We start from the raw sequence: 20,315 nt of genomic DNA, 5'->3' as shown, positions 1-20,315 counted from the left end.
GGAACTGCGGAGAAAACGGCTGCGAGTAAGAAAGTCAACGATCTAACGATGGCCGGCAAGAAGTTTTTGTGCCTGGCTGTGCTGAATACAACCACTCTTACATATTTACATACCTTTTCTCAAACAATACGGTTAGGTGTGATTAGCATGAACATGAATGGAAGGGGGAGTACCATGCGGAAGGCATTTAAAAAATCGGTTATCTTGCTATGTACGATATGGATGATCGTGAACGGAACACAGATCGGATATGGTGCAGGGGTGGCCTCTACCCCTACTGGTGAGCCTCCCAGTCAGGAAACAGAAGAAAAGCACGAAGAAGCCGGACGCGGCAGGCCTGGCCAGGAAGCGAAAGTTAATAAGCTGGCTGTCATCATTGATGATTTTGGCAATGATCAGAAAGGGACTCAGGAAATATTAAGTCTTCCTGTTAAGATCACGGTGGCGGTGATGCCTTTTTTGCCGACAAGCGTGAAGGACGCCGAAGCTGCGCATCGGCAAGGGCATGACGTCATCATTCATATGCCCATGGAGCCAAAGCAAGGACGATCTTCCTGGCTCGGACCGGGTGCCATTCTAAGTTCACTAACCGATGAGGAGATTCGTGAACGGATGGAGGAGGCAATCGATTCGGTTCCTTATGCCGTTGGGATTAATAATCATATGGGCTCCAAGGTTACCGGGGATGAGCGGGTCATGTCCATTGTGCTTGATGTATGCAGGGAGAGAGGGTTGTTCTTTATCGACAGCAAGACAAACTATCATAGCGTCATTGGCAAACTGGCAGTGGAGAAGGGGATGCCGTCCATCGCCAACGATATATTCCTGGATGATGTTCATACCGTTCAGCACGTGAGCAAACAGCTCCTGACTGCAGTACAGCATGCTGAAGAGAGAACATCCTGCATTGCAATTGGCCATGTCGGCAAATATGGAATCCGGACGGCAGAAGCGCTGAAAGGAACCATTCCGAAACTGCAAACCAAGGTGGAGTTTGTGGGTATCAGCGATCTGGTTAGGGAACGATCAAGCTGGCGGCCGAATCCGCTGCCTGCGAATTAGCGTTGGTTATTTGAATACCATAAAAAAATAATAGCCTTCCAGACAAGGACCCGGTGATTCCAATCCCTGTATGGAAGGCTATTCACATGTGGAAGCTGCATTTATTTATCGGATAAGGGAATCAGTGCTGGGCGTCTTTATGGATATGGCTTATATGCAAAAAAACAGCCCCAAATTACAGGGCCGTTAAATAATTGATAATCCCGTCGGCAATGGCTTCGGCGATCTGCATTTGACCGTTGCGGCCGGTTAATAATTTCCGGTCCTCCAAATTGCTGAGAAAGCCGGTTTCGACAATGACGGCGGGTACTTGGGTTTGATTCAACAGATAATATGGTTTACCTACCATGATGTGATTGTTGCTGCGGTAAACCAGATTCAGCTGCTCTTGGATGGTGTCCGCAAGTAGGGTGCTGCGTCCCTCGGATTGATGAAGCACGATGCCTCCGCGCTTGGACGAGTTCTTCCCCCAATTCACATGAATGCTGACTACCAGCTTGGTCGGGATCTCGCTGCTGAGCTGCTTGCGCTGCGACAGATCGCGGCGATGCCTCGAGGAGCTTCGATGCCAACGATTGTCATCGCTAAGCGCGTAATCGGCATCGCGGTTCAGGACGGCATGATAGCCTTCCTTGCGAAGCAGCATGAACAGTCTCCGTGAAATGGCCAGATTAATATCTTTTTCCAGAATTTCACCATACGACGTTCCTCCGTCGATTCCGCCATGACCCACATCGATCAGTATGACATCATGGGCAAAAGGGTGCAGCTGCCTTAGCTCGGACTGGTCGATTTCCTGACCTGAAGAGTGGGTGGATTCGGGCGTTTCGGTCAGAAGCCGGATTGTCGATATTGGACTTTTATGAACGGCATGCGCTGGACGCGTCATGGCTTGCACCTTCACCGGATATGCTTCCATAACAGAACCCGGGAGTGCCAGTGCAAAGAGAAGCATCCATACAACTGCTGTCTTAATCATGATGGTTCCCTTCTTTCACGTAAAAATTTCGGCTTTTTTAGAATGTGCATATGGCGGAAAAATCATGCTATTCAAGTGCGAGCGTCTAGAATTGATCGAAATGGAGCAAACTGATACTGGGATGTGGATAAACCAAAAGGAGTTGATTCGTATGGCTAGCGGCGACGAATTGATCAAGTACATTACCGAGCGCGTGGTTCATTTTATAGATACGCCAAAGGACGTTCGGCGTCAGGCGAAGGTGAAGGAATCCTGGACCACCCGCTGGTTCGGCATGATTCCGTTCTCCATGTCGCTATGGAAAGAGGATGTAACCACTAAGAGCAAAAAAAAGGGACGAAGTAACAGCTAATGCATGTTCAATCATCAAATCGCATTTGCACATCGTGTGGACTGCCTCCTGTGCGCGCAATGTCAGCTTGAAGTGAGCATCGCTACTTGATGGTTATCGCCCTTTGTGCGTGCTGAGTGCACACTTATAAACCGTTTGAAATAAAGGACGCTGCCCCTAAAGGGGCAGCGTCCTCAGAGTGTCGAGAAAGTCCAGAGGACTTTTCGACACTTTATTTTTTATATGGGGAGGCTCATCTTTTAAACCAAAAATCGATTTAAAACGATCTGAGACCCCTAGTTTTGAGACTATTAAGGTAAATTTTAACCCCCTGCAAAAAACAGGGGGTTTCTCAACAGCCTGAGGACGCTGCCCCTAAAGGGGCAGCGTCCTTTTGTGAGTCATGGCATATGGCATGGAAAAAGAGCTGTTGTTGAACATAATCTCGAATTACTGAAACCCGTATTATTCCGGCTGGGCATAAAATTGCCCTTGTCCGATTAACCGGGTTGCCGGGAGGAAACGGAGGGTGTCTGTATTCCGCAAGGGAACGGAAACATAGAGCGCAGCCGGGTTCTCCTGATTCTCCGAGGACCAACGATGCCAGCCCGTTAAGTTAAAAGGCGCGCCGTAGGCGGCATTGCCTTTTGCGGACTTAAATATCAGGGTGGAGTGCTCCTTAAGTAAATTCCGCAGATCGGCGCTGCTTCGGGCTGTTAGATTTCCAGTGGTCAGCCACAGCAGATTATCGTAAGGATCCATGGAGTCGCCGGTTGCGATGGAGGGCGTTCCGGCAAACCAACGGTTGGATTTGGATGAAGTTACGAGCCCTTTGGCTGTTGCAGGTAAAGATACGACGGATACCAGCTTCGTCGTTGAATCCGTCTGCTGGGGCTCATCCGGTAGAGCTTCACTATTTAATGCATTAAAATAGACCGGCTTCTTGCCAGGCAGCTGGACCTGCCAGACGGGGGACACGTCATACAGCTTGCGCACGATGCTGCCTTGAGGCAATGCCCCTCCGGCCTTCACAAGGCCTTCCGCAGCGAGCCGCTCTTTCAGCGGCGCTTGGCTGTAGGGAAGGGTCGAGCCGATTCCGTATTCACTCAGGATATATCCACCGTCTTCTCCTGCACTGATAATCATGTATCCTTGCGGCAGTCCATCATCGGAAATCGTGACTAACCAGCCGTGCGTGCCCGGACCGAGCGGGATGAACTCGAGTGCTGCTTCGTCCCAGGTCGTAAATGGCGCATGGGCCGATAATTGAGCGACAGTCTCCTCAGCAAAGTCCGTCAAACTCTCAGGAACCCGAGCCTCAGCCTTGTTCTGACTAACACCTGAAACGCCTGATGTGTGATGATCCGCTGTAAACGGAGTGCCATTCAGACTAAGGCTGTTAGCAGAAATGGAAACGTCGGCCCGGCTTGTGGCAGCCAAGCTTGCCTGCGGCTGGACCGCACTGAACCAGAGGATAGTCGTTACGATGATGGAAACAGACAACATTCGATATCGGCTGTTCTGCTTGTTATCGGGTGATTGGGGCTTGAAATTATTGCAATCCTTGCCATCATGGTTATGAAGTTTCATGTTCCAACGCTTCAAATCATTAACCGCCTTTCCTTGGCCCTACGCGCCGTGGATGTGTTGGAATCATCATATCGGACAAGCTCTGCAAAGGCTGTTGCAAGCTGTCGCGGTAGGAGAAGGGAGAATGGTTCTTTTTTTGCCTGCTTTTGTAGAGGGGCGTCATGATGACGCACCCACAGGCGAACACAGATGAAATAGCCCGCAGGTTATGACGGACAAGCTCACTTTCGGCTCGTACTGCCATTGCATTTCGGACCGGCGGTTCTTATATTGCTCCTCGATGAGCACTTTTTTCTCTTCGTCCTGCTCCTTGAGCAGGTCCTCGTAATAGCTGTCGATCACCAGCAGTTCATCTTCAAGACGTTCTCTTGCTTTTGTGGCCCAGTCATAGTCGAGCTTGCTTAGCTTATCGATGAGATAATTCTCCAGCGCATCTACGGCCTGCTGCAAGGTAAGAGCAGCGGGGCGGACGTGAACGCTCTCCGGCAAGCGGGGCGTCAGCTCGCGTCCATCCAGGATCGCCGGGAAGTCTTGGGCGATCGCACGGCTAGATAGCGAGATTCCGAGAAAAAACAATTCCTCCCGCTTCAGATCACAGCTGAACTCCACCTTGAAGCAGACGCCCAGCCACTGCTCATACGGCGTGGAACGCGCTCTTGGACGCGGCTCGGTATCGCGCTGCTGGAACAGATAGACGCATTTGCCTTCCTCCCGGGAAGCATTCCATATTTGGGCAAGCCGGCTGCTGCCGTAGCCAATGTTCTCCCGCTGAATGCGGCCGGGACCGAGGATAGGCAGAACCGGGGCATTTCCGTAAAAGCGGGCCAGGAGCGGATCCTGCGTAGGCGTGGCAAGCTGCGCTTTGGCTTCGGTTTCCTTGGTTTTTGCAAGCCGTTCGTCGTATTTTTCGGGATCAAACACGAAATTGAACGACAACGTTTCGGCGGGAGCGCCGGTACGTTCCACGAAGCCCCAGTAATACGGGCGGTTGGTGAGCATTTTGTCGGCTTGCGGCGATAATTTCACGGTGACATGCTCAGGCGATTTTTCAATGACGGTGCATTCGGTGGCTTCCAAATAGGCCATGAAGTGCTGCTGCACCTCCTGCGGCGTCATGGTCATATTAGGCTTCTTCCTCTCTTAGATTATCTTCGACGGTGCTTCCCTGCTCGATATCCTGCTTGATATGGTGAATCGAGTCGCCCAATGTGCTGATGCGCTGGCGGATTTCATCATCGTTGCCGGACTCCAGCATGATTTTGTACAGGCTCTTCTCGATGGATTCCTTCTTCTCGAACCGCTCCAGAATGACATCAAGACCCCCGATGACCATCTCGAACATGTTAATCTTCTCGTGCAGCAGGTTCAGGATGTGCTCTTCAATCGTTCCTGACGTGGATAGGTTGTAGATCTTTACGTCATTGGTCTGGCCGAGACGATGCACGCGTCCGATCCGCTGCTCGACCCGCATGGGATTCCAGGGCAGATCGAAGTTGATCATATGGTGGCAGAATTGCAGATTGATGCCTTCGCCGCCGGCTTCCGTCGCGATCATAACCTGCGCCTTGCCGCGGAAGAGATCCATCATCCAGTCCTTCTTGCCGCGGTTCATTCCGCCCCGGTACGGTACGGAGATCAGTCCGTGATCGCGGAAATAATTGAGCAAGTACTCCTGCGTGGCGCGGTATTCCGTAAATACGATGACCTTCTCGTTCATTTGCTGGATCAGCTCAATGGTTTTTTCCGCCTTGGTGTTGGCTTTGATGGCCTTGATGAGATAGACCAGCTCCCAGATTTTATCGCGCAGCGGAGAGTCCTCGGGCAGCTTCTTGGACAGATTAACAAGAGTCACGAAAACGGCATCGCGGCTGCTGCACACTTCACGCTGGAGGGTAACAAGGGACAGCATACTGCTTAAATTTCCCCCTGCTGCCTGATACTGATCTTTGACGAAGGACGTGACCCCGTCGTATAATGACTGTTCTTCGGGCGAGAGGCTAAGCCCTACATTGCGGACGGATCGCTTGGTGAATTTCACTTCGCCTTCGCCGCGGCGGTTACGGATCATGACCTTGGACAGCTCATCCTTGAGCTGCTCCTGGTTCTTGGGTCTTCGTTTATCGACAACAAAATTAGCGGCAAACTGTCCTTGGCCTCCAAGCTGGCCCGGCTTCAGCAGGGTGATCAGATTGAAGAGCTCGCTGAGATCGTTTTGCACCGGCGTAGCCGTCAGCAAGAGGCAGTATTTTTTGCGCAGCTTTTGAATGAATTGATAATTGGATGTTTTCTTGTTCTTGAGCTTGTGCGCCTCATCGATAATGAGCATGTCGTACTCCTCGTTCAGCAGAATCTCCTGATGCGGATCGCGTTTGGCTGTGTCCATGGAGGCGACAACGATATCATTGCCCCAGGAGTACGCTTTTTTCTGCGCAATCGCGGGAATGCCGAACTTGGAGTTCAGCTCGCGAACCCATTGCAGCACAAGGGAAGCCGGAACGAGAATCAACACCTTGGATACCAGGCCGCGCACGATGTATTCTTTTAAAATAAGGCCGGCTTCAATCGTCTTTCCAAGTCCCACCTCATCGGCGAGAATGGCTCGGCCCGACATCTCGAACAATACGCGTCTGGCGGTATCGGTCTGATGGGGGAGCGGGGATAAGCCGCCTAGGTGCTTGAGGCATTGCAATTCTTCAAAGCTTGTAACGAGACGCGATTTCTCGCCCTCCACGGCAAGCTGGGCCAGACGATAGTCACCCCAAGGTCCGCCCTTGTCCAGTCGACCGGCGAGATCGTCAAACCAGGAACGGTGGATCTGCAATGGAACGGGAAGACGCGGGTCGAAAATCTTGCCTGAGTCGGCAGATGGCTGATGAAACATGTCGATCTCCTCCTGTTGTGAAAGATTCCGGGCCAGCGGTGTATATGTAGTATGGACGAAAAAAGAAGTCTTCATAACCTTGCACGGATTCGGAAGGCGTGGAATAACCCAAAGGGCGCGCGGCTGCTGGAATTGGATATTTTCATCCTTTTTTTTCATAGGGAAGGGCGAAAAAGAGAGCGAGAGGAAGAAAGCGGAAGCTTGCGAGCGGGAGCTTGGATCTGTTGGCTTAATTTTCACATTATCGGCATAGTTAACCTATATATAGTGTAGTATAATGAATTGGTAGCACTATATATGGTGTATATAGTGGTTTTGAATGTTTGACCGGCTACATAACAGGTTATGTTGTTGGTGAGCGCATAACTGCGAAAACTTTTTAATTTTATATCTTATATAGGAGGTAGTTGCTCTTGAGTACGATGCAGAATCAGCGGCTGGAAGGTTTAAGCGAGAAGATCTTTTTGGACCGGTATGCCTGGAAGGATGCGGACACCAACAACGCTAAGGTAGGCGATGTGGTGCTCGTTTTGACGAAGGATGATCCTAAATTTCCGACTAAGGAAGTTGGCGAAATCGTGAAGCGCGAAGGCCGCAAGGTCACGGTGAAGACACGGAAGGGCGAGCTTGTGGAATCGGATGTGGAGAAGCTGACGTTAACCATCGAGAAAACGCCGGAAGAAATGTGGGATCGACTCGCGGCTGCCATGTCATCGGTTGAGGCAACGCCGGAACTGCAGGAAGAGTGGCGCGGGAAGTTCCGCGAGATTCTGGATGATTGGAAGCTGGTGCCGGGCGGACGGATTGCGGCTGGAGCGGGTGCAAGCGATGAGTTGACGCTGTTCAACTGTTACGTGATTCCTTCACCGAAGGACAGCCGGGGCGGCATCATGGAAACCCTGAGTGAGATGACCGAGATCATGGCACGCGGCGGCGGAGTCGGCATTAACTTGTCTTCCCTGCGTCCTCGGCGCGCGATCGTAAGAGGCGTGAACGGTTCTTCCAGCGGTGCGGTATCGTGGGGCGGCTTGTTCAGTTATACGACGGGATTGATCGAGCAGGGCGGAAGCCGCCGGGGCGCGCTCATGCTGATGATTAATGATTGGCACCCGGACGTGGAGGATTTCATTACCGTGAAGCAGACGATGGGACAAGTCACGAATGCGAACCTGTCGGTATGCGTCAGCAATGATTTCATGAAGGCCGTGAAGGAAGATCTGGACTGGGAGCTGGTGTTCCCGGATACTACGGATCCTGATTATGATGAGCTGTGGGACGGCGATTTAGATAAATGGAAGAAAGCCGGACGCAGCATCATTCCATATAAAACGGTTAAAGCACGCGAAGTATGGCACACCATTATCGAATCCGCATGGAAATCCGCAGAGCCGGGCGTCGTATTCATGGAATACTATAACCAAATGTCCAACAGCTGGTATTTCAACCCGATTATCTGTACGAACCCTTGCGGCGAGCAGGGACTTCCGGGCTGGGGCGTATGCAACCTGTCCGCAATGAATCTGTCGAAGTTCTATGATGAAGCGAACCATGACGTTGCCTGGGATGCGCTGGCTACAACGACACGGTACTCGGTGCGTTTCCTGGATAATGTCATTGACCGGACGCCGTACCATTTTGAAGAAAACGAATTGAACCAGAAAAAAGAGCGCCGCGTCGGTCTCGGAACGATGGGTCTGGCGGAGCTGATGATCAAGCTGAACATTCGTTACGGCAGCCCGGAATCGCTGGAGTTCCTGGATAAGCTGTATGGCTTCATCGCCCGGGAAGCGTATCTCGCTTCTGCGGATATTGCCGAAGAGAAGGGTTCTTTCCAGGCATTCGATGCTGAACTGTACCTGCAAAGCGGTTTCATGAAAAATATGGCCGAGGTGTATCCTGAAGTTGCTGAAGCGGTGCGTGAAAAAGGTGCACGTAACGTCACCGTCATTACTCAAGCGCCAACGGGCAGCACGGGCACGATGGTCGGAACGTCGACAGGCATCGAGCCGTACTTTGCCTTCAAATACTTCCGTCAGAGCCGACTCGGCTTCGACGAGCAGTTCGTGCCGATTGCCCAGGATTGGCTGGACAGCCATCCGGGCGAAGAGCTTCCGGATTATTACGTCACGGCGATGAGTCTCTCCGCCGAGGATCACATCCGGGTGCAGGCAGCGATTCAGCGCTGGGTGGACAGCTCGATCTCGAAGACGGCCAACTGTCCGTCGGACTTCACGGTTGAAGATACGAAGCGCCTATATGAGCTGGCATTCGATCTGGGCTGCAAAGGCGTAACGATCTACCGCGACGGCAGCCGCGACGTGCAGGTGCTGCAGACGGAGAAAAAAGAAGATAAGGCTGCAGAAGCGACCACAGCTTCTTCTGCTGAAACAGCACTGGAGCAAAGTGCGGCAGGCCAAGCCGCAGAGGATGCGGCGAACGTGGAGCCGGCGGCTGCAAGCGTGGCCGTGACAGCCCCAGCGAGCAAGAGCGGGCTGGATAAACAATACAAGAAGCGTCCGCAAGTGCTGCGCGGCGCAACCTATAAAATGAACACACCGTTCGGCATGGCGTACATTACCATCAACGATCTGGACGGTATCCCAAGCGAAATCTTCCTGAACGTCGGCAAAGCCGGTTCGGATGTGTTCGCAATGGCGGAAGCCTTGGGCCGTGTCTGCTCCTTGTTCCTGCGTTACGGGGACCACGGCAATAAGGTGGAGCTGCTGATCAAGCACCTCAAGGGCATTGGCGGCACCGGCGCGATCGGCTTCGGCGCAAACCGCGTAGAGTCCATCGCCGACGCTGTAGCGAAGGCGCTCGAAACGCACGTGGCGAACAACGCCGGGGTGGATCATGACCATGATCCGGCACCGGTCGCAGCCACGATGGCACCTGTCGATGCTGGCGAGGCCGTGGCGACAGCCGCGGGGTATGGCGGACATGGCTCCCACGCAGGCGGCAGCTCCATGTCGCTGGATCTGTGCCCATCCTGCGGCGGGGCATCCTTGATCAATATCGAGGGATGCAAGACGTGCGGGAACTGCGGGTATAGTAAGTGTTCGTGAGGAAGCCGTTCTGTTTGATATCGACTTTGATATGTGAAATTCCATAATATTTTAGAAACGTTCCAAAATTCGTTAGACGGATTGTTCCATAATCCGTTAGAAATAAATGATTATTTGAAAAAGTGAATAAATAAATAACGGGATGGAAAACTTGTTAGGCCGTTGTTAATAAAACTTGCATAGAGCTATTGAACAATGTTTTGGATTATATATAGAGTTCAGAGGTAAGGAGATGACGATTATGAATCAACCTCTGCCGTATGAGGATGAGAGTTTGACTGGCTATATACTAAGATTGTCAATTGCAAATTATTATCCAAGTTTGAAATATATTTATGACGAATTAAGTGTTTTTCAAAATAAAAGAATATTTAGTTATTATCTCGATACGTTAATGTTAGACGATTGTGACTTAGCCAAATTGTCAGCACTGGCAGGCTCTTCATTAGATATACTTAGAAATCTTATGTTCTGTGAAGTCGATAAAGCCAATCAGATGTATGTGTATAATAAGTCTGTTTTTTCATTAACTGCAATTTGCACATTAAAAGCTAAATTATGCCCATTGTGTTTGAAAGAAAATGAATATATCAGAAAAATATGGGGTCTTGTAAATGTTACAGCGTGTCCGTATCACAAAGTAATGATGGTGGATCAATGTCAAAATTGTTCTAAGAAAATTTTATGGACCCAGAGTAATATTTTTATGTGTTCATGTGGTCATTCGCATAAAAATAGTAAAGTAGAAATTGCTGGCGAAGCATGTATAAGCATCTCCGAATATGTATATCAAGAATGTGGGTTATTAAGTAAGAATTTGAGTTTACCTATAGATTTAATAAATCTAAATACAATGAATAACGTCATTCTCTTTTTTGCGAAGCATATCGGAGATTTTAAAAATCTTTCCCAATTATCTGGAATCAACTCACTTATAAAAGATTTTGCAATATTACAAAAGCAGGTTTTTGATCTTTTTAAAGCATGGCCTCAAGGTTTTTATGAGTCTTGGATCAACAAAGAACGAGACAACAAAATCGTAAATATAAAAAGGTTATGGGCGATTTTGGAGAGCTTTATCTTGAAATTTTTGAAGATAGAAAGGACACCTATAGTATTATTAGGAAGGAATTTATTAACTATATCTTAAAAAATATAGACAGATATGCGTCTCCCAATCTGGCGAATGTCGTAAATCGCTTTGAAGAATTACTCCTAACAGGAAACAATGCAGCAAGGTTTTTGAATATAAGTCGGGATAAGTTGGTTCGATTAATTCAAAACAAGATAATAGACGGGAATTTAACCACTAATACTTCCGGAACGATGATATTTGTAAAAAAAGATAGTGCAGAAAGTTTTAAAAAAAAGGTTTTTAATAGACGATGGGTAAGATATTTGGATGCACAAGACATTTTAGGTGTAGGACTTGGTGTTGATGATCTTGTTAACTATGGATTCCTTTATTTCGAATACGATGAATTCGATTAACAAGGGGCTGATCGATCCGGAATTTTTGACCTCCGAAAATACGACCGGCTACTGGCCTAACAGCCAAGCATTCTTTAACGGTCGCATGGGTTGACGGGGAAGGGTGCCCACTATCATTGGCGAACGGAAATCGATCCCACGAACCCAGAGGACAAGGGAGGTAGCGTATACAACCAGTTCAAACAAAGTCAACCGAACGGATCGGTGGTAATTGGAGTGCCCGCTGTAGGTCCACAAGGGAAATCGGGCGTTCCACAATGGGATATCGCCAGTACACCGCTCGGTATTACGACCAAAGCGGCCAAAGATCCGAAGAAAGTAGAGACGCTGCTCAAAATGGTAGAAGTGAACGCGACGGACTTCGAATTTCATCTGGCCATGCGTATGGGCGAGGAAGGAAAAGATTACATGGTCGATAACGGCAGGTACATCAGTCTTATCGACGACCCCAACAATTCGAAGGAATCCCGTGGAATCAATGTATTTCATATGCTGATTGCCAGAGATGATTTCTATAAAACAATCACCGGCAAGTTCAATTACGAGTATGCCGATCGAGTCTATACGTACAAAGGCTATCCGCCGGTCTTCGTTCCGCCGGTGGAGGCGTACCCCAAACATCTGCCCTCGTTGCACAAACTAACTCTGGAAACGTACTTCAATATCATTACCGGTGACCTACCGATCAACGCATTCGATGATTATGTGAAGCGGTTCAAGGAGGGCGGAGGTGACGAAATCGAGCGCCAAATCCGCGAAGCGGCAGGCAAATAAGATTGGTGACCGTCATCAAAATGGACCATCCTAAAATTAAACTCTTCATGAGAAGAGAACAGTTATCTGATAAAGCTGGATAAAAAAGCGCAAGTGCAGGAGGAAACTCGCACCTTCACTTGCGCTTTTTGCTTCATGAGCCCACATTTTAGAAGGATTGTCGCACTTTCTCAGCATGGCTTCCCTACCTACAATTTACCGTCAGTGCAAAATACAGAACTCTCCTGGAGCCCGTCGGGTCAAATCAGGCAAGCGTCTAGCCGATACAACAAACGGAGAAGTCCATTTGAAATCATTAACTGAGATACTCAAATAACTCAAATAAACGGACGAACGGTATCACGGTAGGCCTGAGGCGTGATTCCCTTCTTTTTTTTGAACAGCTGGCAGAAATAAGGATCGCTGAGTCCGCCCACTTCTCTGCTGATCACCTTAACCGGCTTCTCGGTCAGCATAAGCAGGGCGCAGGCCTCTCTGATTCGCCTAGCCGCAATATAGTCGGAGATGGTCTGTCCCGTGTACTGCTTGAACAGATGGGACAGGTGGTAGGGAGACAGATGGAGATCTTCTGCAATCCGCTGCAGTTCAAAGGGCTCTCTGAAGTGCTCCTCAACCCATTCCATGATGTTCTCCACATGCTGTGTAGCTCTGCCCAGACCGAAGGGACCGGCCGCTGTTTCGTTCGTAAATACATGCCGCTCGAGTTGCCTTAGCAGCGTTAGTAAGAACAGTCCGAGATCTTCTTCTCGGGCGGCTGGGTGCGATAACGGCTGCCGGAAATCTTCTAATAGGTTCGGCAGCCACGGATCCTCATTCATCTGGAACACCTGCTGCTTCAGAACGCCCCGCCACAATTTCCGGAAAAAGAAACCGATCCTTGGAAAAGGCGCAAGCCAAGGTTCGACCAGATGAGGGTTAAAGGTCAGATTCGTCCGAATGTAGGAAATTGTATGATGAACCGGCACTTCAACTCGGTGCAGCTGGTAGGGCTGAAAAATGACCAGTGTTCCGTTTTGCAAAGGAAAATGAGAGCCCTCAAGTGAAATTTCCCCTAGCCCCTGGTGGATATAAAGTACCTCAATCCCTTGATGGGCATGTACCTTTTTCCAGTGTTTCTCTTTCGTCTCATCCCGATAATTGAATACATAACCAGCCGGCCCCAGATCCAGGGATTCACGGTAGTTCATACTGTTAACCTCCAACAATCGCAATATTGTTATATATCATAGCATAAGATCCTGGTTGTTTATTTGATACAGCAGACCGTTCATTTGATAATTCGCAATACAGCTATATAACGACACAACTAAACGTAATTCCTTCCCACTATAATTTATATCAAAACGATTTATAGGAGGGAACACAAGTGTGGGCAAAAGCAATTGAGCAAGCCGTTGAGCAGACGAGAAGAAATATCGGACGTTTCGGAGAGCAATTTCCCCATGTGAGCAAAAACGGACGTTATTATGAATTGAACTCAAATTCCGATTGGACGGACGGATTTTGGTCAGGCATTTTATGGCTATGCTATGAATATACGGGGGAGGACGTATTCCAGGATACAGCCATTCGAACGGTGGAGAGCTTCCGCCAGCGGCTGCAAGACAAGCCGAGCCTCGATCACCATGACATCGGATTTCTGTATTCTTTGTCTGCCAAAGCTGGATGGATCGTAGAGCAGAACGAGGAAGCAAGGCACACCGCCCTCGAGTCGGCGGACATATTGATGAACCGGTGGCGGGAGGGCCCGCAGCTTATACAAGCGTGGGGACGAGAGAATGATCCGGAGAACGGCGGTCGGATTATAATCGACTGCCTGATGAATTTACCTCTCTTATACTGGGCCTACGAACAAACCGGGGAAGTGAAATACGCGGAGGCTGCTCGGATTCATGCCGAAAAGAGCCGACGTTTTCTGGTTAGGGGGGACGATTCTTCCTACCATACGTTTTATTTCGACCCTGTTACCGGAGACGCTGTACGTGGAGGAACGCACCAAGGCTACCGTGACGGATCGACTTGGACACGGGGACAGGCTTGGGGCATATATGGCTTTGTTCTCGCTTACCGGGCTCTGAAAAATTCGGAGTTTCTGGAAACTTCCAAGCGGATGGCGAAGTATTTTGCCGACCGTCTTCCAGCGGACTACGTTGTCTATTGGGACTTTGACGCGCCCCAAATTCCGGAAACGAAGCGGGACAGCTCTGCTTCCGCCATTGCCTCTGCGGGTATGCTGGAGTTGATGCAACATCTCGAGCCTCATGATCCTTTGAAGAAGCAATTGAGTGATGCGGTTGTCAACACGATGACTTCACTTTCTCAAAATTATACTCCGGATCCTGCGTCGGATGAGCAAGGCTTCATCCGACGCGGCTCCTATTCTGTGCGCAGCGGGGCATCGCCTGACGATTATACCATTTGGGGCGACTATTATTATCTGGAGTCGCTTATGCGACTTGAGAAAGGAATCCCCGGTTATTGGTACAGCCGATGACAACAGGTTACCGCCACGTATAACTCACTTCGCCGGGCCGTGCATCAGCGAAAAAGCTGATGCACGGCCCTTTTATGGCAGTCAGGCGTGGAATCAATATAGTAGAATCTTCCCCCTTAAATCCTAGGATTTCGGATATTTTTGCTGGAAGGATTCTTCTACAATGAGGTTACAGCCAAGAATGAAGTCCATGATATACGGGGGTGTGTTATGAAAACGGAAACATTAAGCGGTACGCAATTAGACAAATCTAGGAGAACTTCATTATTCATGCAGCTTCAAAAATATTTCCTGCCGATATGGAGACGGCTTAAAAGGGACAAATTTTTATATCTTATACTGACTCCGTTTCTGATTTGGTATGCGATATTTGTCTTCAAGCCGATGTACGGGCTGCAAATCGCATTTAAGCAGTACAGTGTGTTCAAAGGCATTGAAGGCAGCCCATGGGTAGGATGGTATCACTTTGAAGTTTTTCTGCAGAGCGAATACTTTATCCGTGTGCTGCAGAACACACTGTTCATTAGCGCATACAGCTTGCTTTTTGCTTTCCCTGTGCCAATTATACTCGCCCTGCTTCTGCATGAGGTGAAGAACAGCTTTTTTAAAAAAACGGTCCAGACCTTTACGTATCTGCCTCACTTTATATCCATCGTTGTGGTCTGCGGGATTGTAACCAATTTTTTATCTCCCTCTAGCGGAGTGGTTAATCTAATCCTTGAGAAGTTGGGAATGGAGAAAATCTATTTTCTAGCGGTCCCCGAATATTTTCGGTCGATTTTTATTTCAATGAACATATGGAAGGAAGCCGGGTTTGCAGCTATCATCTATATCGCAGCACTTGCTGGAGTAAATCCGGAATTATATGAAGCGGCCGTCATCGATGGGGCGAATAAATGGAAGAGAACTCTCCATGTAACGCTGCCCGGAATTCTTCCTACCGTCATGATCATGCTGATTCTGGAAATCGGAAAGTTGCTGGAAGTCGGCTACGAGGCAATCATACTTCTGTACCAGCCAGCCACCTACGGAACGGCAGACGTGATCAGCACATATGTTTACCGCGAAGGTATCCTGAACGGCAGATACGATATGGCTACCGCGGTCGGTTTATTCAATTCCGTTGTTGGTGTACTTCTGATCATTCTCAGTAATCGGCTCAGCAAAAAATTAACCGGTAACGGTTTATGGTAGGTGAAGAATTATGATAGAAAGCCGGGGAGAGAAAATATTTTATGGTTGCAATTATGTTTTGTTATCGCTCATTGCATTAGCTACACTGTATCCTTTTCTTTATGTACTGTCCGCGTCCATAAGCTCGCCTGAAGCGGTGGTAACCGGAGAGGTTCTCCTGTTTCCCAAAAATTTAACGATAGAGGCATACCAGGCTGTATTTGCCGAAAAAGAGATGTGGTCCGGATATGCCAATACTATTTTCTATACCGTGGTCGGGACACTGACCAGCATGGCATTTACGATCTGTGGCGCATACGCATTGTCGAAAAAAAGGCTGTTCGGGCGAACCTTCTTTAATTTGCTGATCTCATTTACAATGGTGTTTCAGGCCGGCATGATCCCGACCTATCTGAACTTCAGAGACTTGGACCTGCTTGACACCCGGACAGGTATCATTCTGGGATTTGCCATCACGACCTACAATGTGATTATCCTGCGTGCCTTCTTTCAATCCATTCCGGAAGAGATTGAAGAGGCCGCTCGGATTGACGGTGCGAGCGAGGCAGGAGTTCTCTTCCGGGTGGTGCTCCCTTTGTCCAAGGCGGCCATCGCGACCATCACGCTTTTTTACGCGGTTTCCAGATGGAACGGCTATTTTTGGGCGATGATCCTGCTGAAGGACACAGATAAAATCCCGCTGCAGGTGTTGCTGAACAGACTGGTTGTGCAGATGAAGCCGAGCGATACGATGCTGATGGACTCTGCCTTCAGTATCGGGGAAACGATTATTTATGCAACTATCATCGTAGCCGTTATACCGATTGTCATCGTCTATCCTTTTATTCAGAAATATTTTGTAAAAGGAGTCATGATCGGCTCATTAAAAGGATAGTTGTCGGTTCTGTCGTTGTTTTCAGCATAGAGGCGAACCATCCGGATTAGCCCGCTGATGACATATAACAATGAGTGATCAAAGGGGGAAGAACAGGTGACAAAGAAATTTAAAACACCGTTGCTGGCGCTAGCTCTAAGCTTCGCATTCATCGTTGCTGGCTGCACGAACAACGGCGGAGGACAAAGCATTTCATCTCCAGTCGACCAGCCGAAACCCAATGACGGTGTAACTGCCGGCGTTCAGGGAGGGGAAGGAAAAGCAAGCGATAAGCCGGTAACGGCCACCTTATTTTATTATGATGAAGTGTTTCAGATCTCCGGCGACATGCCCGTTCTTAGGAAAGCTGCCGAAATGACGAATGTGAGCCTTCAGAACGTCGCCCCTACTGGCGGCGAAGCAGAGCAGGCATACAATTTGATGCTTGCGTCTGGGGAGTTGCCAGATATTATCGCCTACCGGACAGCCGATTTGAACTCAATTGCACTCGAAGGAGCACTTCAGCCGTTGGATGATCTAATCGCTGAGCATGCGCCGAATTTGAGTGAATTTTTGGATGATCAACCGGATATTAGAAAGGCTCTTGAGGCATCAGACGGCAAAATATATACTATTCCTTTTGTCAGTGACGGTACGGCCAAGGAAGGTTGGTTTATCCGCAAGGACTGGTTAGATAAACTTGGCTTGCCAGAGCCCAAAACAGTCAATGATTATTATCAGGTTCTGAAAGCGTTCAAAGAGAAGGATCCGAATGGTAATAACAAGCAGGACGAAATTCCGTTTTTCCACCGCAATGCCTTGATTGGCGTGTATAGCTTGCTTCCACTGTGGGATTCCTTTAATGATTTCTATGTGGCGGAAGGAAAGGTTCATTACGGTCCCTACGAACCTGCTTACAAAGAAGGGCTATCGAATATCGCAAAATGGTATGAGGAAGGTCTGATTGACAAGGAGATCTTCACCCGCGGCAACAAGGCTCGTGATGTGCTGTTCGCAAATAATACGGGCGGTTCTACACATGACTGGTTTGCAAGCACTTCGAATTATAATACGTCCATCTCCGACAAGGTATCGGGCTTCGATCTACGTCCGGTTCCGCCGCCGGCAAGCGTATCCGGCAAGGTACAAGAGTTAACGAAGCGCGATAAATTGAACGGCTCCGGATGGGCACTATCAACAAAGGCCAAGGATCATGTGATGCTCATCAAATATCTCGATTTCTGGTGGTCGGAAGAGGGAAGAAGATTGTTCAACTTTGGTATTGAGAGAGAAACATACACATTGGTCGACGGAAACCCGAAATTTACGGAGGAAGTGTTGAAGCAGCCTTCAGTCGTAGATCATCTGATCTCGAAATATGGAGCACAGCTTAATATCGGGGCATGGCAGGATTTCTCCTACGAGGAACAGTGGTCCAGCAAGATTGCACTTGAAGGGATCAAGATGTATCAGGACAACAACTATATCAATACGGAGTTCCAGCTGCCGCCTCTGAACTTTACGCAGGAAGAGAAGAACCGTCTGAAAGAAATATATCCACCGATACAAACCTATGTCAGTGAAATCTCCCAGCGATGGGTGATGGGCGGCGAAGAGGTAGAGTCCGGCTTTGACACGTATTGCGCACAATTAAAACAAATGGGAATGGATGAAGTTTTGAGCATTTATCAAGCGGCATTTGACCGATTCATTCAGTAATGATGCCGGTTTCATAGGAATATAGAGGGATGACAAGCGTCTTCCCTCTTCCTTTACCCGCTCACTTATTATACGATACTTTAAAAATCCCCCATAAGGTGAGCTGACATGAAATCTTGGTTATACGCTACTTCGTTCAAAACAAGGATCTGGTTATCTTTTATTATACTGGTTACCGTTTCTCTTACCATATCCGGATTAATCTCCCACTATGTCGCGTCCAACATATTGGAGCGAAAAGCGATGGAGTTGAGCCAAAATATGATTAACAAATCGGCTCAAGCTCTGGAGGAGAAACTGCGTAAGGTCAGGCTGTCAGCGTTAACCTTCACGATGAATGAACCATTTAACAAATTGACAGATGTCATTCAGAATCAAACGGAACTATCTGAATATGAGCGATACTCGCTCACTGATGCAATGCAAAATGCCATGTTTCAAATGAAATTGATCGAGCCGTCTATTTCGTCGGTCCTGCTGGAAACGCCGGTCGGTGAGTTTTATCTGGAGTCCGATAAAAGAATTACGGAGGTAAGGCCGGATCTGGATTTATTTTCTAGACTGACAGACAACAGAAGGATGCCTATTTGGATGGAAACCCACGAAGATCACTATTTTGAAGGTGGAGCTAGAGTGCTGACTCTTCTTTCCAAACCTGTTTCCTCGTCGGCGCCGAAAGGGATCTACCTGCTTGTCAATGTAAAAGAAGAAGTACTACGTACGTATATGATGGATAATATCGGCCCTGACAGCGGTGAAATGATTGTATACAACGAGAGCGGAACTCTTGCGTTAGATATGAGCTCTTCCTTAAAGGAGATTGCCCTGCAGCCGGATTTTCGTGCACGGATGATGTTGGAGAGAGGACATTTCGAATATGAGTATAACGGCATCTCCTATATGATTAACTACGCCGAGGTTTCCTTTCCCGATAATTGGATGATTGTAAATATTCAATCTTTGGAGAGGTTGCAAAAGGAAATCAGTCTAATCAAATGGATTACGGCAGGAACCGTACTGGTATTCGGTTTATTCACTTCTTTTTTCGCGAAAAAAATAACGGGGCTCTTGCTGCGTCCACTAAGCAAACTGCAGCAATTGATGAAAAGGGTAGAGCATAATGATCTGGCAGTACGCTATGAGAGCCATTTTCAGGACGAATTCGCCCAAGTAGGTCAAAGGTTCAATCGTATGCTTGAGGAAATCGAGACCCTGATCGTTGATGTGAAGGAAGCGGAGACGAACAAGCGGAAAGCGGAAATGAAGACGTTACAGTCGCAGATCGAGCCTCATTTTTTGTACAACACATTGAATACGATTCTATGGAAATCGGAATCGGGCGAGCATGAAGACGTCAGAGAGATGATTGTATCGTTGTCCAAGTTATTCAGACTGGGACTTAATAACGGAAACGAAATCACCACCGTCCGAAAGGAGCTGGAGCACGTTACCCAATATTTGCGAATTCAGCAGCAGTGCTATGAGGATCTGTTTGATTATTCCATCCACGTGGAGGATGAATCGATATTGGATCAACCGATGCTGAAGCTTCTTCTTCAGCCTCTCGTTGAAAACTCCATTCTTCATGGCTTTAAAGATGGTGCAGATAACGGAAGGATCCAAATTACAATCGAGGTGGAGGAGAGACAGCTTCTATGCACGGTCGAAGATAACGGCAAAGGATTTGATACGGATGCCATACAGCAATTTTTGACAATGGGGGAGGCCGGCAAGTCAAACGGTTACGCTTTGCGCAATGTATACAACCGTTTAACACTTTATTACGGCAAGGGAGCCTCGATGTCGATGGAAAGCCAGCCAATGGAACGAACGGTCGTCTCATTGGTCATTCCGTTGTTCGGCGAGATGGATACTTTTTAGG

At 48.5% G+C, this 20,315-nt stretch carries 16 protein-coding genes; 11 read left to right on the top strand and 5 right to left on the bottom strand.

Going from position 1 to position 20,315, the window contains the following annotated elements; all coding sequences use genetic code 11:
• Positions 1-174 precede the first annotated feature (174 nt).
• Complete coding sequence (locus tag ACQKPA_RS04040) at positions 175-1,062, top strand: divergent polysaccharide deacetylase family protein (protein WP_427489603.1); 888 nt, start codon at positions 175-177, stop codon at positions 1,060-1,062.
• Between the two features lie 175 nt (positions 1,063-1,237).
• Here the strand turns inward: ACQKPA_RS04040 and ACQKPA_RS04035 are convergent, their stop codons facing one another.
• Positions 1,238-2,041 (bottom strand): N-acetylmuramoyl-L-alanine amidase, encoded by an 804-nt coding sequence (locus tag ACQKPA_RS04035; protein ID WP_427489601.1) that lies wholly within the window; start codon positions 2,039-2,041, stop codon positions 1,238-1,240.
• Positions 2,042-2,192: 151 nt separating this feature from the next.
• Here ACQKPA_RS04035 and ACQKPA_RS04030 point away from each other — a divergent pair, with 151 nt between their 5' ends.
• Entirely contained in the window at positions 2,193-2,393 is a 201-nt protein-coding gene (locus tag ACQKPA_RS04030) for a YqzE family protein (RefSeq protein WP_427489599.1), read from the top strand.
• Positions 2,394-2,837: 444 nt separating this feature from the next.
• On the opposite strand, the gene ACQKPA_RS04025 is transcribed toward ACQKPA_RS04030, so the two are convergent.
• The 3 genes from ACQKPA_RS04025 to ACQKPA_RS04015 form a co-directional block, all read right to left on the bottom strand.
• The gene (locus ACQKPA_RS04025) at positions 2,838-3,977 is read right to left on the bottom strand and encodes a hypothetical protein (RefSeq protein WP_427489597.1); all 1,140 of its coding nucleotides are present in this window, start codon (positions 3,975-3,977) and stop codon (positions 2,838-2,840) included.
• 144 nt (positions 3,978-4,121) lie between these two features.
• Positions 4,122-5,084: a YqhG family protein gene (locus ACQKPA_RS04020; RefSeq protein WP_427489595.1), complete on the bottom strand. Its 963-nt coding sequence runs from the start codon at positions 5,082-5,084 to the stop codon at positions 4,122-4,124.
• Position 5,085: 1 nt separating this feature from the next.
• Complete coding sequence (locus ACQKPA_RS04015) at positions 5,086-6,843, bottom strand: DEAD/DEAH box helicase (RefSeq protein WP_427489593.1); 1,758 nt, start codon at positions 6,841-6,843, stop codon at positions 5,086-5,088.
• 422 nt (positions 6,844-7,265) lie between these two features.
• Here ACQKPA_RS04015 and ACQKPA_RS04010 point away from each other — a divergent pair, with 422 nt between their 5' ends.
• From ACQKPA_RS04010 to ACQKPA_RS03995, 4 genes are all read left to right on the top strand, one after another.
• A complete protein-coding gene (locus tag ACQKPA_RS04010) occupies positions 7,266-9,908 on the top strand; it encodes an adenosylcobalamin-dependent ribonucleoside-diphosphate reductase (RefSeq protein ID WP_427490264.1) in 2,643 nt (880 codons plus the stop codon).
• A gap of 241 nt (positions 9,909-10,149) precedes the next feature.
• Positions 10,150-11,058, top strand: a complete 909-nt coding sequence (locus ACQKPA_RS04005) for a TniQ family protein (RefSeq protein WP_427489591.1) — start codon at positions 10,150-10,152, stop codon at positions 11,056-11,058.
• A gap of 288 nt (positions 11,059-11,346) precedes the next feature.
• Positions 11,347-11,493, top strand: a complete 147-nt coding sequence (locus tag ACQKPA_RS04000; RefSeq protein ID WP_427489589.1) for a hypothetical protein — start codon at positions 11,347-11,349, stop codon at positions 11,491-11,493.
• 122 nt (positions 11,494-11,615) lie between these two features.
• Positions 11,616-12,173, top strand: a complete 558-nt coding sequence (locus tag ACQKPA_RS03995; RefSeq protein ID WP_427489587.1) for a hypothetical protein — start codon at positions 11,616-11,618, stop codon at positions 12,171-12,173.
• 317 nt (positions 12,174-12,490) lie between these two features.
• On the opposite strand, the gene ACQKPA_RS03990 is transcribed toward ACQKPA_RS03995, so the two are convergent.
• Positions 12,491-13,360 carry an AraC family transcriptional regulator gene (locus tag ACQKPA_RS03990; RefSeq protein ID WP_427489585.1) on the bottom strand — a complete coding sequence of 290 codons (870 nt, stop codon included), beginning with the start codon at positions 13,358-13,360 and terminating at the stop codon, positions 12,491-12,493.
• Between the two features lie 179 nt (positions 13,361-13,539).
• On the opposite strand from ACQKPA_RS03990, the gene ACQKPA_RS03985 reads away from it, so the two are divergent.
• From ACQKPA_RS03985 to ACQKPA_RS03965, 5 genes are all read left to right on the top strand, one after another.
• Positions 13,540-14,667, top strand: coding sequence for a glycoside hydrolase family 88 protein (locus ACQKPA_RS03985; protein WP_427489583.1), 1,128 nt, complete (start codon positions 13,540-13,542; stop codon positions 14,665-14,667).
• A gap of 270 nt (positions 14,668-14,937) precedes the next feature.
• Entirely contained in the window at positions 14,938-15,861 is a 924-nt protein-coding gene (locus tag ACQKPA_RS03980; protein WP_427489581.1) for an ABC transporter permease, read from the top strand.
• A gap of 10 nt (positions 15,862-15,871) precedes the next feature.
• Entirely contained in the window at positions 15,872-16,735 is an 864-nt protein-coding gene (locus tag ACQKPA_RS03975) for a carbohydrate ABC transporter permease (RefSeq protein ID WP_427489579.1), read from the top strand.
• Positions 16,736-16,831: 96 nt separating this feature from the next.
• A complete protein-coding gene (locus tag ACQKPA_RS03970) occupies positions 16,832-18,433 on the top strand; it encodes an extracellular solute-binding protein (RefSeq protein ID WP_427489577.1) in 1,602 nt (533 codons plus the stop codon).
• A gap of 108 nt (positions 18,434-18,541) precedes the next feature.
• Complete coding sequence (locus ACQKPA_RS03965) at positions 18,542-20,314, top strand: sensor histidine kinase (RefSeq protein WP_427489575.1); 1,773 nt, start codon at positions 18,542-18,544, stop codon at positions 20,312-20,314.
• Position 20,315: the final 1 nt, after the last annotated feature.

This window comes from Paenibacillus sp. NPDC093718 (assembly GCF_050279985.1).
Lineage (GTDB): Bacteria > Bacillota > Bacilli > Paenibacillales > Paenibacillaceae > Paenibacillus_AQ.
This window is presented reverse-complemented; position numbering and strand designations above follow the sequence as displayed.